Raw genomic sequence first — 15,313 nt, 5'->3', positions numbered from 1 at the left:
ATTATTTGGCGCTGAGCACTTCTTCGAGCTCTTTTCCGTTAACAAGGATCCGGGCCTCGCCGGTACCGGCCGCGGTCATCGCGGTGTATTGGAGCTATTCGACAATGCGCGGATCATCGCAGGCGCCGCCGGATTTCACGGTTCCGCTCAATTCGACGGTCACCGCATCGCCTTCCACCGCCGATGAAACGTAGTCGAGGTCGGAGCCGGCCAAGGCGTTGCGCAGCACTGATTCTCCGAGCATTTCCTCGTCATCAGCCAGGAGTGCGGTGATCGAGGCCTCGACTTGGTTGGTGAATTCCTCTGGTCCCGTTTCGGTCGCGACCAGCGAGTCGCCGCAGCCGATCTCCGACCCCGACTTCCCCTCATCGCCCACGGCAACATAGAACAGCGTCAGGGCGGCTGTGGTGGGCTCCGCGGAACTCACCGCCGGATCCGCGCTCTGCGCCTCAGTAGAGGCGCCGGTGCTGGCTGGCGGCTCCGCGGTAGCAGTATCAGCGCTGGTTGGCTGCGGCGGGCTTTCGGGCGTTTCACTGCCGGGGCCTTGGCTGCAGCCGGCCGCAAGCATGAGCACCGCAACAGCGAGCGCCAATGGCACCGGGGAGGTTCGTTGAGTTCGCATGGTAATTCCTCCTCGCCAAACTCGAACGAATGGCGTTCCCACCGTAGCCGTGCGCGGCGAGTCCAATCCAGCACGAATCCGTTGCAGTTTGGCTCCTTTGCAGCTCTCAATAGATCAGCTGGAGAGGGCCAAACTAAAGTAGTTGACACGTCAATGAATTAAGGTGATAATTGATGCATCAACCAAGTATTTGAAACGGGGAACACGCAATGAACGCCTTCGAGAACATCGAATTCGGCCTCGACACCTTTGGCGACGTACCCAGCGACAAGTCAGGCAAGCTGGTAACCCATGCGAAGGGCATCCGCGCCACGGTCCAAGAAGCCATCGCGGCCGATCAGGCCGGCGTCGATGTGATCGCTGTCGGCGAACACCACCGCCCGGAATACGCCATCTCCAGCCCCGAGACCGTTCTGGCGGGCATTGCCACGGCGACCGAGCGGATCCGCCTCGGATCCGGCGTGACCGTGCTGTCCTCCGACGATCCGGTCCGCGTCTTCCAGCGCTTCGCCACTGTTGATGCCTTGTCCAACGGACGTGCCGAGGTCATGCTGGGCCGCGGCTCCTTTACCGAGTCCTTCCCGTTGTTCGGCCATGACATGGCTGACTACGAACTGCTTTTCGACGAGAAGATCGACCTGTTCCACAAGCTGCTCGACGAAAAGCCGGTGACCTGGCAGGGAACCAAGCGTGCACCGCTGGAGGATATGGAAGTATTCCCGAAGACCGAGTCCGGCCGCCTGAACACCTGGGTGGGCGTGGGCGGTTCCCCGCAGTCGGTCATCCGCACCGCGCACTACGGATTGCGCATGATGCTCGCTGTCATCGGCGGGTCCCCCGAGCGCTTCGCACCCTACATCGACCTGTACCGCCGGGCCAACGACCAGTTCGGCCACCCAACCCTGCCCGTGGGCCTGCACTCCCCCGGCTTCGTGGCAGAAACCGACGAGCTGGCCCGCGAGCACATGTTCGACGCCTACAAGGAACAGCGTGACCGCATCGGCGCGTCCCGTGGCTGGAGCCCAATGGGCCGCGGAGAATTCGAGCACGAGATCAGCGAAGGCTCGCTGTACGTCGGCTCGCCGGAAACCGTGGCCCGCAAGATCGCCAAGACCCTCAAGTCCCTGGATATCGGCCGTTTCGATTTGATCTACTCCGGCGGCGCGGTAGAAGCTGGCGCCCGCTTGCGTGCCGTGGAACTCTACGGCGAAAAGGTCATCCCGCTGGTACGCGAAATGCTTTCCGAGAGCTAGACCCGGATTCGAAGACCTGCCTGAAGGAGAGAAAATGACACAGCAGACCATCGGCATCCTCGGCGCTGGAAAGATCGGCACGGTTCTTGCCCGCCGCGCCTTGCAGGCCGGCTACAAGGTGCTCATCGCCGGCTCCGGCGACCCCGGCGCCATTGCCCTGACCATCGAGATCCTGACTCCGGGCGCGCTGGCCGTGGATCCGGCAACCGCCGCGCGGGAAGCCGACATTGCCATACTGGCCCTGCCACTGGGCAAGTACCGGAATATTCCGGCTGCCGAGCTCGCAGGCAAGCTGGTCATCGACGCCATGAACTACTGGTGGGAAACGGATGGCATCCGCGAGGACCTGAACGGCCCTCAGGTCTCCACCAGCAATTTGATCCAGGAGTTCCTGCCAGGTTCGCGGGTCGTCAAGGCCTTCAACCACATGGGCTACCACGACCTCGAGGACGAGTCCCGTCCGGCCGGCGCCGAGCGCCGCAAGGCCATCGCGCTGGCCGGCGATCTGGACTCCGACGTTGACCAGGCAGCCCGGATCGTTGACGATTTCGGCTTCGATCCGCTGCCGATAGGATCCCTGGCTGAAGGCTTGCGCCTGCAGCCTGGCCAGCCTGCCTTCGGCGCGAACAAGCCGCGGGCCGAGCTCGCAGCGCTCATCGACGCCGCCCAGGTCCAGGCCTCAGCCGAGCTGCGCTAGCACCTCGTTCAGCGCTTCGGTGGACGAGGGATGGGTGAAGATCTGGTCGCGCAGTTCAGCGGCACTCATTCGCTGCCGCATGGCCAGCGCCACCAGATTCACCACTTCCTGGGAGTCCACGTGCATCAGCGCCGCTCCGAGGATCTTCTCGCTGCGCGCATCGACGACGAACTTGATGATGCCCCGCGGGTCGCCCACGATCTTGGCGCGGCATGGCGGCGATCTCGGAAACTTTCTTCACCGCGATCCTGACCTGCAGTCCCTGTTGTCCAGCCTGCTCCTCGCTCAAGCCGACGCGAGCCAGCGGCGGGGTGGTGAAGATGGTGTACGGAACAGCAACCCGGTCCTTGGTGCTGCGTGTTCCGTCTCCCAGCAGCCCGCTGGCCACGACCCGGTGATCGTCGAGCGAGACATAGGTGAACTGGGGACCGCCGTTGGCGTCGCCCAGGGCATAGATGCCCTGGACATTGGTGGACAGGAACTCGTCCACCACGACTTCCCCGCGGGTGCCCGTCCGGACCCCGGCGGCTTCCAGCCCCAGGCCGGCAGTATTCGGCACCCGCCCCAGGGCAATCAGCACCGCATCCGCCTGCAGCTGGTGCGTCCGGCCCTGGCGTTCGTAGCTGACGGTGGCGCCATGCTCGTCCTGGCTGATCGAACGCACCGAAGCAGAACTGGTGATCACGGCGCCGGCGTCTTCCAGGCAGGACTGGACTTCCCGGGCCACATCCGGGTCTTCCTTGGACAGTGCACGGCTTCCGCGATCCAGCACCGTGACTTTCGATCCGAACTGGGCAAACATGGAGGCGAACTCGATGCCGACATATCCCCCGCCCACCACAGCCAGGGTCTTGGGCAGCTGGGCATGCTGGATCGTTGTGGAATCATGCACCCGCCCGCCGATCTGCGCCCCTTGAATGTCCGGGACCGCGGGAAGCGCGCCGGTGTTGATGATGATCTTCGCCGCGCTCAGCTCCAGCTCATCGGAACCGGCAGTGACCCTGATGCTTCGAGGTCCGGTGAATGCGGCCTTGCCGTTGACCAGCAGCACCGACTCCAGGTCGTCGAGCATGGAGAAATTCTTGGCGCGCATCATGGCAGTGAGCTTGTCCCGGCGCTGGACGGCGGCTTGGAAGACCTGCTGGTCGTATCCGGCGCCATCGCGGGATTCGGCATCGTGGATCAAGGCCTTGGTCGGCACGCAACCGATATTGATGCAGGTGCCGCCATGCATCTGGGTGGACTGCTCGATTAACGCCACCCGCTGCCCGGCCCGGGCCAGGGTGCCTGCCAGGGTCTTGCCGCCTTTGCCCCACCCGATGATGATCGCGTCGAGTTGTCCGTCCGCGCTTGCTGAACCCACGATGAACCCCTAGCTGTTGCCGCCTTGTCCTAGCCCGAGTCTTGTTCGCGCAGGCCGCTTGCGTCAACCTTTGCCCGGACAGCCCGGAGATGAAAAATGGCGGACCACACCTTTTACAAGATGCGATCCGCCAGTTACAGGACGCTCACCTGGCTATTGGCCGGCACGGCCACGAGCAGCTGATTCGATGAGGTTATCGCCGGGCAGTGCAGCACCCGATGCCACTGCCTCGATCCAGGTAGCGGTCGGGGCCACCGCAGCCCAGCTGGAATTCAGCACGGCCATCAGGGTTTCATGCACCTGCTGGGCGGGGATGGAACCGGCAGCGTTGACAATGTCGATCGCGCCGGTAGCATCGGAGAGCACTTCCACGGCGAACCCCAGCGGTTCGGCAGCCGCGGCAGAACCGATCACGCAGTTATTGGTCATGTAGCCCACCAGGGTCAACGTGGTGATTTCACGCTCGCGAAGCCACTCTTCCAGGCCTGTACCCGCGAAGATGCTGGCATAGTTCTTGGAGAATTGGTGCTCTGCAGCTTCCATCCGATCCTGGATCTGCGGCTGCAGGGCATAGGTAGCGGATTCCGGGGCGAAGACGGGGAATCCCTCGGGCGCTTGGTGCTGCACGACAACCACCGGGATCCCGGCCTTTGCCGCTTCGTCCATGGCATTGGCGATGGTGGCTACCGACTGCTCGCGATCCGGGTACTGGATCTGCAGCAGGCCATCAAAGTATTCCTGCTGTGCGTCGATGACGATTAGTGCTCTGCGTGGTGCGGACATAGTGAGTTCCTCTTTCCGATGTGTCGAGATGGCGCCATACGGCACCGGGTGTTTCAGGTTTTATTTAGCCGGCCGGTAGTGCTGGGCCATGAGCTGCACGGTTTGCACCGCTGCGCCAGGGGTGTGGCTGCCAAGGACCATCATCAACTCATCCGCTCCGGTCCACTGCTGCAGCGCTTCCAGGCGCTGGGCCACTTCGGAAGGCGTGCCGGCCAGGGTGCGGTTGGTGTACATGTCAATGATCGCTCGCTCATTGAGCGTGGCCGGATATCCTGCGACCTCCTGGGCGGATAGCAGTGCAAAGGGTTCACGCTTGAACATCCGCAGCATGGCCATCGCCATGGTCGAGGCCTCGGCACGGGCGTATTCTGGATCCTCGGCCGCGATGACGCTTTGGCTGATGAGCACGTACGGACGGTCGAGCACTGCCGAAGGCACGAAATTCTCGCGGTAGATGCGCAGCGCGGTGTCGATATCGGCATCGCCGAACTGCAAGGCGAAGGCGTAGGGCCGGCCCAGCCGCGCGGCCAGCTGCGCCGAATACGGCGAGGAGCCCAGGATCCACAACGGGGTCTGCGTTTCCGGTGCGGGCAGGCGGTTCTGCTCGTTCTGCCACGGGCCGGGCACGGCATGGACTTCGCTGTAGGGGTGCCCTGCGGGGAAATCATCATTCAGGAATCCCACCAGCTCGGCCAGTTGCTCGTCGAAGGTTTCGTTGGCTCCGGTTCCGCGGCGCAACACGGCCGCGGTGGCCCCATCGGTTCCTGGCGCGCGCCCGACTCCCAGGTCGATGCGCCCGGGAGCCAGCGCTTCGAGCATGCCGATCTGCTCCGCGACCACCAGCGGCGCATGGTTGGGCAGCATCACTCCGCCCGCGCCCAACCTGATCCGCTGGGTGTCGGCGGTGAGCCGGGCCATCATCAGCAGCGGCGATGCGACGGACAGCGCGGGCATGGCATGGTGCTCGGACATCCAGAAACGGTGATATTCGGATTGATCCGCAGCCTTGGCGATATCGATGGTGTCCTGCAGGCCATCTTGGGCGGTTTGCCCTACACCGGGTCCGCCTCCGGTGTGAACCGACAGGGCGAAGGGAGCGGAGCCGAATCGTGGCACTGGCTGCAAGGCCAACCTCTTTTCTCATGTTATTTCTATTTTTTACCGTGATACACACACTAGCAGGTGATCACGGTAAAGCAATACTGATACCATGAGGAACATGTCCCAGATGCCCCTTCCCCCGAGCCCCGGAACCGCGCAGCACTGCAGCATTGATCTGGCCAACAGCGAAATCCAGCTGCCTGGCGGCAAGAGCTTCGACGCGCTGGCTAGCCCGGAGGACACCACGCAATGGCTCATCGTGCGGGGTCTCGTGCCCCAGGAAGCAGCGTTGCAAAGCTATTGCCAGAATCGGCTGGTCACCCTTCGCAGCCAGATCAGGAAAGCTTTCCATGCCAGCGCCACGGGCACGCCCGTGGCCCGGGAAGTGCTGCAGGGCATCAACGCCGCACTGCTGGCAGCACCGAGCACCCCATTGCTGCACCATGAGCCGGGCAAGGGATTCTTCCGCGCATTGGAACACCCCGCCACGCAATTGACCGAGCACGCCATGTCGCGACTTGCCGAGGACGCCGCAGCACTTCTGAGCAGCGAGGAAGCGGGCCTGCTGGCCCAATGCGAAGCCGAGCCATGCACCCGCTACCTGCTCAAGACCCATGGCCGCCGGCATTGGTGCTCCACGCGTTGCGGTGATCGCGTGCGGGCGGCCCGTTCGTACGCCAAGAAGAAGAGCCAGCAGGATTCTTCTGCCGCCTAGCCCATGGCCTGAGGATTCCCGCCGGCGGCGCAGCCGAGCACCTTGCATGCCGTGGCACGTGCCAAGCAGCATGGAACACTAAAGGCTCCCACCATCCGTAGATGCTGGGAGCCTGAGGAACTGCGGGCGGAACGCCTAGATCTTCTTGACGACGGAAGACTTCAGTTCCATCTGGCCGAAGCCGTCCACCTTGGCGGCGATATCATGGTCGCCAGAGCCTTGGACCAAGCGGATATTGCGCACCTTGGTTCCGGCCTTCAGCGCACTCTGCGCGCCCTTGACCTTCATGGTTTTGGTGATGCTGACGGTATCTCCGTCCTGCAGCGCATTGCCGACAGCATCCTTGATCTCTGCTTCGACAGCTTCGGCTACTTCGGCCTCAGCGTTCCATTCATGTGCGCACTCTGGGCAGACCAGCAGGGCATCCATTTCGTAGGTGTACTCGCTGGAGCATTCAGGGCACGGTGGCAAGGTATCAGACATGAAGCTGATTTTAGTGACCGGATATGCCCCATGTCGAATGAATCGGATATCGAATAATCCCCGGAATTCCGCGCTGGAAATGGCACGAACCCCAGGCCTTGAACACTTCCTGCCCTCCAGCTTGAAATTACTTGTTTTCCACGCCGGATATACCCCATACTCAGGCATACAGGCTGGTGCCCACACCGGCCGGGTTAGGGGCACACCATGTCTAAGCACCACAAGTACAAGAGCTACGGTCCGCAGTACACGGTGACGCCAAGGGAAGGGCTCACCCTGGAAATCCTCGCTCAGGCCGAAAAGGCCGGGGCAAAGGCAGGATACGCGATGGCCAAAGAGCAGCTGTACCGGAACATCGGCAACAGCTCTGTGCTCAACGAGCAGGAAACCGACGAATTGCTGGCCGCTGCCGAACGTGCCGGCGCCGCGGCGGCACTCACCGCGGCACGCAAAGTCCTGGATAAGACACTGCGCACCTCGTTCAAGCACTACCACCACTCGACGGCGCAGGGGCCCGCGCAGCAGCTTGCCCCGCAGCCATTTGCTCCTGCGCAGACGCGCAGCTACTCGGAAACCTACGAGGAGCCCTTGGCCCAGCACACCCCCGCCTTGGGATATCTGGATCCGCCAAGGGAAAAGGTGGATCAGCACATTCTGACCATCACCCGGGTAGAACAGCTGAACGACCAGATGGTGCGCATCATCGCTGGCGCCCCCGATCTGGATGGCTACCGTTCCAACGGGGCGATTGATGAATACGTGAAAGTCTTTGCCGCTGACCCCGCCCTCGGATTAGAGCCTCCCTATGATCTGCGCGCCTTGCGGCAGCGCCTGCCCCGCGATCAGGTTCCGCGTTCCAAGTCGTACACGATACGTTGGATCAACGCGGTTGTGCCGGAAATTGCGATCGACTTCGTAGTTCATGGGGAGTCTGGGACTGTTGGCCATTGGGCCGGGACAGCGCAGCCCGGGGACCCACTGGTTATTTCCCCCTCACGGAGCAAGTCATCATTGTCGCTGAATACCGACTACTACGTGCTGGCCGCGGATGAAGCAGGCATCCCGGCGATCTGCAAAGCCCTCGAAGCATTGCCCTCGGATGCGCGCGGTCTAGCGTTGCTCGAAGTTGCCGATCAGAACGCAATGTTTGACGTGAAACATCCTCCAGGCGTTGATTTACGCTGGCTGCCGCGTGACGGCGTTCCGGCGGGCCGCAGCTCACTGCTGGCCGATGAGCTCCGTTCCTTGCCGCTGCCCCATCTGCGGCTTGGGCTAATCGCTCATGCCGAGCGTTCCACGGTTAAAGAGATCAGCCAAGTTGCGCGGCACTGGCACCTCGACAAGCGTTCCTCCCACATTTCCTCTTACTGGACCCTGCGCGAGGGGAGATTACGCCGCTAAAAGCTGGATCAGAGTGATCCGCAGCATCACAACGGCACGCACAGGGACAAGCTCTTTAACTCCGGATAACCTTGGAAGCATCGCATCCGCACTGGTTATCCGAGGAGTGTCCATGGCTCAGCACGATAGCACCAGCAACTTCGCGCGCCTTCTCGGCGGTGTTTTGCTGATTGCCCTCGGACTCGTCCTGATGCTCAACTCGGCGAGCGCGGTCCGGCTGATTATTTGGCTGCTGGGCGCTGGCCTGTTGATTGCGGGCCTGGTGCGCCTTGCCGAGGCTCAACAGGACTCCGTTCGCCGCTGGCCAGTGATGCTTTCTGGCGGCCTGCTGGTGCTCAGCGGGGTCGCCCTCCCGCTCTGGCATCGGGCCAGCTTGCCGGTCCTGGCTTTGGCGACTTCACTGGTTCTTCTCCTGGGCGGAGTGCTCAGACTTGCAGCGGTGCTCCGCGGGCAGCGGCAGCATTCCTTCCGCGGCGCTCTCACAGCACTTGCCGGTGTCTTTGGCGCGGCTCTGGTGATGTTTTGGCCCAGGCTTTCCTTGTGGGTGCTCGGCGTCGCTTTCGGCGGCTGGTTATTCCTTTTGGGAGTCCACTGCTTGTGGTCTTTTCTCCGGCCTCGCCTTCCGGCAATTCCTGGCTGGCTCCGCGCTGCGCGTAGCGCGAGCCTGACAGGATTGAGCGCCATTGGCCTCATCGCCGTGCTCGGGCTCGGAACGATCACCGCTTTTCTGCATAGCCAAAGCGATACGGCCGCCGCGGATGATTTCTACTTGCCGCCAGCTAGCGTTCCTGCTGCCCATGGCCAGTTGCTGCGCGCGGAACCGCTGGCCAAGAGCACTCTGCCGAACACTCTCGCCTGGCGAATTCTGTATACGACGCAAGGTCACGATGGCTCTCCTGCAATAGCTTCGGGCGTGGTGACCGTGGCCGAGTCCGCCACGGGAACCCTACCTGTCATCTCATGGGCCAATGGGACCAAGGGCGTCATGTCCCAGTGCGCGCTGTCCATGGGACCGAATCCTTATGATGATGGTCCAGCTGCTGCCCGTGAAACCATGTTGGCTGGCGGATGGGCAGTAGTCGCTACCGATTACGTCGGCTTGGGCACCGCCGGCCCTCATCCCTATTTGATTCCGGCTGCCGAGGCGTACGCGGTGCTTGACGCGACTCTTGCTGCAGGTCAGCTGCAAGACCTGCATTCACGAGGAGTCCGGCTAGGACAGTCCAGCGTAGTGTGGGGCCATTCCCAGGGCGGGCATGCGGCTCTGGCTACGGCTGAAGCCGCCGGGGACTACGCTCCGAACCTGGAGATTCTCGGCATCGCCGCCATGGCCCCGGCAACCAACCTTCCGGAATTGGCCGAGTCGGTTGCTGATACCGCGGCGGGAAAAATCATTTCCAGCTACATTGCCGCCAGCTGGAACCAGCTGTATCCGGATCTGGGCATCGACGAGCGGTTGACGACCCGTTCTCGCATGGCGGTAAACCAGCTATCCCAGAATTGCTTTTCCGGTACGGGCGCGCTGACCGGGTTGGCCCAGGCCAGCCAGCTCTTCGAACCGATTCTCAGTTCCGAGGCTCTCGACGGCCAGCTGCACTCGGTGCTGAAACGCAATTCGTCCATCGTTCCGGCGGGCTACCCGGCGTTCATTGCCCAGGGCGCTGCTGATTCATTGGTCTTGCCCTCGATGCAGCGCGAGTTCTTCAGAAGTTCTTGCACCCCGGATGCCCAGATTGGTTACCTCGAGTACTCCGGACTGGACCACATGCCGCTCGTCGGGGCAGACTCGGCACTCAATGAAGATCTTGTCGCCTTCACCCACTCGCTGCTTGAGGGGAAGCCAGCTTTCCCTGAAGGCTCCACCCTGTGCAGGAAATAACCGTTTGCGATGCCACTCTGATTCCTTTTGTTCTTGTACCAGCGCACGGGCCCGTGTCTGGGGAACATAAAATAGGTTCGGAAAGACTTCCAGTAATTCATTGCCGCTCAATGCCGCCTAGCCATTTTCTGGCCGTCGGCCCAGGAGAATCCTAGTGCGTCCCAGCTTGTCCCGAATCGCAGTTGCCTTGTGCCTTGGCATCTTGGCCTTTTCCCTTGGCTCTTGCGCGGCGTTACCTGACGAGCAAGGGAGAGATGCGGGCACCGCGGCATTTGAAGCCGGGCATTGGCCACGCACCTTGACTGATTCAATGCATGACCCCATACGGATCCCGGCAAAACCTGAACGTATCGTCTCGACCTCGGTAGGACTCACGGGTTCACTGCTGGCCCTGGACGCGCCGGTCATTGCCAGCGCAACGGCGCCGGCGGGGCCTGATACCGATGGCGACGGTTTCTTCAAGCATTGGGCTGATGTTGCCTCGGACCGCAAAGTTGATCCGCTCTACGAGATCGGGAAGTTCGATCTGGAAGAAATCGAGGACCAGAAACCCGACCTCATCATCGTGGCGGCAACAGGAGCAGACTCCGAAGTCGACAACGTAGGTGCGCTGAGGAAGATTGCACCAACCATTGTCGTGGACTACGCAGATAAGGACTGGAACGAACTTTCAAAGTTGCTCGGGGAAGCCACTGGTACCGCAGAACGAGCAGAGCAGAACACTGCAGCCATTAACGAACGGGTTTCAGCACTGAGAAGCATGCTGGCAATCCCATCCGGAACCACGGCTTCAATCATTTCCTACGCAGCCCATGGCATATCCCCGATCGCTAAAACCACCGGGCCGCATGCGCAGCTGTTCAGAGGACTCGGCTTCACGGTGGTATCCACGCCAAAGAAGTTCGACACTTCCACACAGCCAAGGGAAGATTTCAGTTTCGTCAGCTACAGGGATCTGCCAGCAACGCTCACTGGAGATGCCACCTTCCTCTTGGCCGCAAACAAGAAAGCGACCACGGCATTTACCTCGGATGAATCACTAGCCCAGCTGCCATCGGTGCAGAGCGGCAGCGTCTTCCCGCTCACCACTGCCCACCTTCTGGACTACTACGCAACCCAGAAGATCTTGGACTATTTCGAACACGAATTTCCAGGTCTGGGCTCTTCTGAGCTCGAGTAGCAGCATTCCTTGAAGTCGGTACATCCGACCTCACGCCACAACACGGATCATGGACGGCTAAATGGTCCGCTCCACTGCCTATAGTTCAAGTCAGAGCATCTTCTAGCTCAAGCACCAGCCACCTTAGGAGTAGTACTACCGCATGCGTTCGCTGCGTCGCACCTTATCTTTGTTCGCCCTCCTGTCCACCCTGGCTCTGAGCTCGTGCTCTTCATTGGAGACCATTGAGTTCCCGCCCCTTCCTGATGCCCAAGCCGCACCGACGCCAAGCACCGCAGAACAACGTGATATCTACGCAGAATCCCTTGAACTGCTCAATGAGGTTACGGTCAAAGGCCGCGCACCAAAAACCGGCTACGACAGAGCGGAATTCGGCAAGGGATGGAAAGATCCGGACCGCAATGGATGCGATGCGCGCAACGACATCCTCTCGCGCGATTTGGTGGACGTGACATATAAACCGGCCACGCGACCCTGCGTTGTATTGAGCGGAACGTTCGATGATCCCTACACGGGCAAGACCATCGAATTCAAGCGCGGCCAAGGCACCAGCACCTCCGTGCAAATCGACCATGTTGTCGCCCTGTCCGATTCCTGGCAAAAGGGCGCGCAGCGCTGGGATGCCGAGACCCGCTTGGAATTTGCCAATGACCCGCTGAACCTGCTGGCTTCCGATGGCCCCACTAATGCTTCCAAAGGCGACAAGGACGCGGCATCATGGTTGCCACCCAACAAGAGCTTCCGTTGCACTTACGTCTCGCGGCAGACCCAGGTAAAAGCCAAATACGACGTTTGGATGACCAAGGCAGAGCACACCGCGATCGGGAACATCCTCAAATCCTGCATCTAGCAGTCAGGCAGCTTCGCCGGGCCTCATAGCCGTACGCAGGACATCGCACGGAAACATCCACCTTAAGGCTTATCGTCAAATCGATGGACTTGTGGCAAAATGGATATTATTCAACACGTTAGCGATTATGTTCTGCGATGGCTTGGCCTGATCCTCTACTGCAAGGGCGCATGATGAAGACACGAATCCCCGGAGTCCTCCTACTGGTTTCCAGCGTGTGCATCTTCAGTTTTGCACTGACCACCACGCAGCGCGAGGCAGCCACTGCCTGCTGGGTCGTCTCCACCCTCATGTTCATTGGAGCAGCCATGCTGCTGCTGAGTGCGATCCTTGGAACTTCCACCGTCACCGCAGGTGACCCGCGGCATAAGCGTCAGCAATAACTGCATACTCCTCTAATCAGAAGCAACCTCTTGGCCTATGGCTGGGAGGTTGCTTCTGTTGAATAACCGACAGTACTTGTACTTCTGCACCTAAATTTAACGCCAAAGCATCGACAGGTTCATTCAGATGCGATAGACATATGTCTTGTCACACTCGTCACTTTTAGGAGTACCCATGCCTGCATTCAGGCAGATAAGAAAACTCGGTCTCGCTTCGCTGGCAACGATTTCGCTGGCCGCCACCGGTGCCGCAACAGCTCAGGCTACATCCACGCAGAGTGCTTCCCTGTCGCCAGCTGCGGGTACTGAAGCCGTCACCATTGATCTAGTTGGCATCAATGACTTCCATGGCCGCATTTCTGCTGACAGAAGCTCTGCCGGCGCTGCTGTGCTGTCCGGTGCTGTAGATGGAATGCGTGCAGAAAACGAAAACACCCTATTCGTCTCCGCCGGCGATAACATCGGCGCCTCAACCTTCGCTTCCGCCTCGCAGGATGACGAACCAACCATCGCTGCCCTGGGTGCTGGCGGCCTGGATGTCTCGGCAGTAGGCAACCACGAGTTCGACAAGGGATTCGCGGACCTGACCGGACGCGTCATCGACAGCTACGCCGATTCCAGCGGTGTCAACGGCGCAGACTTCGCACTGGGCGCCAATGTCTATGAAAAGGGCACCACGGCTCCTGCCCTCCAGGAATACGCGATCCGCGAGATTTCCGGTATTTCCGTGGGCTTCATTGGCACCGTTACCGAAGACATGCCTTCACTGGTTTCCCCAGCTGGCATCGCCGACCTGGATTTCGGCAGCGAACTGGAAGCAGCGAACCGTGTAGCTGAGCAGCTCTCCGATGGCGATGAAGCGAACGGCGAGGCAGATGTAGTGGTGCTGCTGACCCACAACGGTTCCGCTGGCGATCAGTGCGCAGATATTGCCGAAGAAGACAGCGCCTATGGCGAGCTCGTTCGCGAGGCCAGCAACGAGATCGACGCGATCTTCTCGGGCCACACCCACCAGTCCTACGACTGCGAAATCGCGGGCCGCCCGGTGATCCAGTCCCACCAGTACGGCACCACTTTGGGCAAGGTTTCCTTGCAGGTAGATCCTGAGACTGGCGAAGTCACCGAGGCCGCTACCGAGCGCATCGCCTTGGCAACCGAGGGCGCTGACGGCGAATGGGTGGGCAACTTTGATGCCAATGCCGAGGTCGCAGAAATCGTTAGCGCCGCTGAAGCGGAAGCTGAAGTGGTCGGCAGCGTGAAGATCGGCGCCATCTCTGAAGACATCCTTCGTGGTGGAGAAGAACCCGGCCAGGACCGAGGCGTTGAATCCACTCTGGGCAACACCGTAGCCGACATCCACCTATGGGCTACCTCTAATGAGGATTTCGCCAGCGAACCAGCCGAGATCGCATTCATGAACCCAGGCGGCCTGCGTGCCGACCTGCTCTACGGCCAAGATGGCACAGTGTCCTACAAGGCCGCAGCCGAGGTCCAGCCATTCGCCAACACCCTGATCACCTTCAACCTCACCGGGGCGCAGATCCGCGAGGCCTTGGAGCAGCAGTGGCAGCCTGCAGGATCGGAACGCAACAAGCTGCATCTGGGAATTTCCGAGGGTCTCGCCTACACCTACGTCGAGGACGCTGCCCAGGGCGAGCACATCAAGGACATCACCTTCAAGGGCGAGCCACTGGACGAGGAAGCAACCTTCCGTGTCGCAGCCAATGCATTCCTGGCTACCGGTGGCGATAACTTCGCCGCGTTTGCCGCCGGCACCGATCATGCTGACTCCGGCCAGATCGATTTGGACGCCACCGTGAACTACTTCAAGGCACATGACGTTGTTGAGCCGGCTCCGCTGGGCCGCGCGGTCCTGCAAGAGCCTGTTGCGCCAACGCAGTCGCCGGATCCTTCAGATGAGCCAACCGGGGATCCAACTGATTCGCCGGAACCATCTGAGGATGCAACCGACGACGCGACCGAAGAACCTACCAGTTCGCCAGAGCCAACTGGGGACGCGACCCGGTCCCCTGACTCGTCTGGCGAGCCTAAGGATGAGCAGAAGGATGATTCCCAGAACCGGGACTCCGAAGACCTAGCTGATACCGGATTCGGCACCAGCTGGATCGGCATCGTCGCCGGTGTCGTTGTCCTGGCAGGCATCGCCTTGGTACTGATACGCCGCTTCGGCAACAAGGCCGGACGCTAGAGCCCAAGGGCAAAGATAAAGGCAAAGGGAAGAACCAAGAGGTTCTTCCCTTTGCCTTTGTCCCAATAACTTAGTCGATGACCAGTTCGCCCATGGAATCCCAGCCTTCGCCGTCTACCTTGCGGGAAACGATCTTCGGGGTGGAGACCAGGTGTGGTCGCATGGACTCAAGACCGGCTGCGAAGTGGGCGGAGTTCACGTGGTTTGCCGCGGCTTCGTCATCGCGGAAGGCCTCAACCAGGACGAATTCGTTGGGGTCTTCGACGCTCACGGACCAATCGAAGAAGATGTTGCCCTCTTCGGCGCGGGTTGCCGCGGTGAATTCAGCGACATGGCCCATGAAGTTCGGGGTGGATTCTGGCTTTACTTGGTATTTAACAACGATGAAGTACAT

At 60.9% G+C, this 15,313-nt stretch carries 15 protein-coding genes and 1 pseudogene; 9 read left to right on the top strand and 7 right to left on the bottom strand.

All coding sequences use genetic code 11. The features are described from left to right. Positions 1–94 precede the first annotated feature (94 nt). Positions 95–622: a hypothetical protein gene (locus tag ACWICV_RS15645; protein WP_402473701.1), complete on the bottom strand. Its 528-nt coding sequence runs from the start codon at positions 620–622 to the stop codon at positions 95–97. Positions 623–831: 209 nt separating this feature from the next. Here ACWICV_RS15645 and ACWICV_RS15640 point away from each other — a divergent pair, with 209 nt between their 5' ends. Together ACWICV_RS15640 and ACWICV_RS15635 are read left to right on the top strand one after the other, a co-directional pair. Next, complete coding sequence (locus ACWICV_RS15640) at positions 832–1,875, top strand: LLM class flavin-dependent oxidoreductase (RefSeq protein WP_454091302.1); 1,044 nt, start codon at positions 832–834, stop codon at positions 1,873–1,875. 16 nt (positions 1,876–1,891) lie between these two features. Then, positions 1,892–2,572 (top strand): NADPH-dependent F420 reductase, encoded by a 681-nt coding sequence (locus tag ACWICV_RS15635; RefSeq protein WP_402473753.1) that lies wholly within the window; start codon positions 1,892–1,894, stop codon positions 2,570–2,572. Here ACWICV_RS15635 and ACWICV_RS15630 read toward each other — a convergent pair. From ACWICV_RS15630 to ACWICV_RS15615, 4 genes and pseudogenes are all read right to left on the bottom strand, one after another. After that, the gene (locus ACWICV_RS15630; RefSeq protein WP_400291141.1) at positions 2,555–2,770 is read right to left on the bottom strand and encodes a hypothetical protein; all 216 of its coding nucleotides are present in this window, start codon (positions 2,768–2,770) and stop codon (positions 2,555–2,557) included. The two genes, ACWICV_RS15635 and ACWICV_RS15630, sit on opposite strands and share 18 nt — an antisense overlap. Before the next feature lie 268 nt (positions 2,771–3,038). Continuing rightward, positions 3,039–3,935, bottom strand: a pseudogene (locus ACWICV_RS15625) (FAD-dependent oxidoreductase); the annotation flags it as partial. A 153-nt stretch (positions 3,936–4,088) separates the two neighbouring features. After that, on the bottom strand, positions 4,089–4,718 hold the full coding sequence (locus ACWICV_RS15620) for an isochorismatase family protein (RefSeq protein WP_402473703.1): 630 nt from the start codon (positions 4,716–4,718) through the stop codon (positions 4,089–4,091). A gap of 60 nt (positions 4,719–4,778) precedes the next feature. Further along, positions 4,779–5,834, bottom strand: coding sequence for an LLM class flavin-dependent oxidoreductase (locus ACWICV_RS15615; RefSeq protein ID WP_402473754.1), 1,056 nt, complete (start codon positions 5,832–5,834; stop codon positions 4,779–4,781). Positions 5,835–5,937: 103 nt separating this feature from the next. Between ACWICV_RS15615 and ACWICV_RS15610 the strand changes: the two genes are divergently transcribed. Then, entirely contained in the window at positions 5,938–6,534 is a 597-nt protein-coding gene (locus ACWICV_RS15610) for a CGNR zinc finger domain-containing protein (protein ID WP_332728319.1), read from the top strand. A 135-nt stretch (positions 6,535–6,669) separates the two neighbouring features. Here the strand turns inward: ACWICV_RS15610 and ACWICV_RS15605 are convergent, their stop codons facing one another. Continuing rightward, complete coding sequence (locus ACWICV_RS15605; RefSeq protein ID WP_402473704.1) at positions 6,670–7,017, bottom strand: zinc ribbon domain-containing protein YjdM; 348 nt, start codon at positions 7,015–7,017, stop codon at positions 6,670–6,672. A 207-nt stretch (positions 7,018–7,224) separates the two neighbouring features. On the opposite strand from ACWICV_RS15605, the gene ACWICV_RS15600 reads away from it, so the two are divergent. From ACWICV_RS15600 to ACWICV_RS15575, 6 genes are all read left to right on the top strand, one after another. Continuing rightward, positions 7,225–8,418: a siderophore-interacting protein gene (locus ACWICV_RS15600; protein WP_402473705.1), complete on the top strand. Its 1,194-nt coding sequence runs from the start codon at positions 7,225–7,227 to the stop codon at positions 8,416–8,418. A 112-nt stretch (positions 8,419–8,530) separates the two neighbouring features. After that, complete coding sequence (locus tag ACWICV_RS15595; protein WP_402473706.1) at positions 8,531–10,297, top strand: lipase family protein; 1,767 nt, start codon at positions 8,531–8,533, stop codon at positions 10,295–10,297. A 154-nt stretch (positions 10,298–10,451) separates the two neighbouring features. Then, complete coding sequence (gene fepB / locus ACWICV_RS15590; RefSeq protein ID WP_402473707.1) at positions 10,452–11,477, top strand: Fe2+-enterobactin ABC transporter substrate-binding protein; 1,026 nt, start codon at positions 10,452–10,454, stop codon at positions 11,475–11,477. A gap of 142 nt (positions 11,478–11,619) precedes the next feature. Further along, positions 11,620–12,327 (top strand): HNH endonuclease family protein, encoded by a 708-nt coding sequence (locus tag ACWICV_RS15585; protein ID WP_332488394.1) that lies wholly within the window; start codon positions 11,620–11,622, stop codon positions 12,325–12,327. Positions 12,328–12,497: 170 nt separating this feature from the next. Continuing rightward, positions 12,498–12,710, top strand: a complete 213-nt coding sequence (locus ACWICV_RS15580; protein WP_105657967.1) for a hypothetical protein — start codon at positions 12,498–12,500, stop codon at positions 12,708–12,710. 175 nt (positions 12,711–12,885) lie between these two features. Then, entirely contained in the window at positions 12,886–14,919 is a 2,034-nt protein-coding gene (locus ACWICV_RS15575) for a bifunctional metallophosphatase/5'-nucleotidase (RefSeq protein WP_105657966.1), read from the top strand. Positions 14,920–14,989: 70 nt separating this feature from the next. Here the strand turns inward: ACWICV_RS15575 and ACWICV_RS15570 are convergent, their stop codons facing one another. Continuing rightward, entirely contained in the window at positions 14,990–15,313 is a 324-nt protein-coding gene (locus tag ACWICV_RS15570; protein WP_105657965.1) for a putative quinol monooxygenase, read from the bottom strand.

This window comes from Glutamicibacter sp. NPDC055354 (assembly GCF_053644955.1).
The sequence above is the reverse complement of the archived record's forward strand: the minus strand, read 5'-3'. Positions and strand labels throughout refer to the sequence as shown.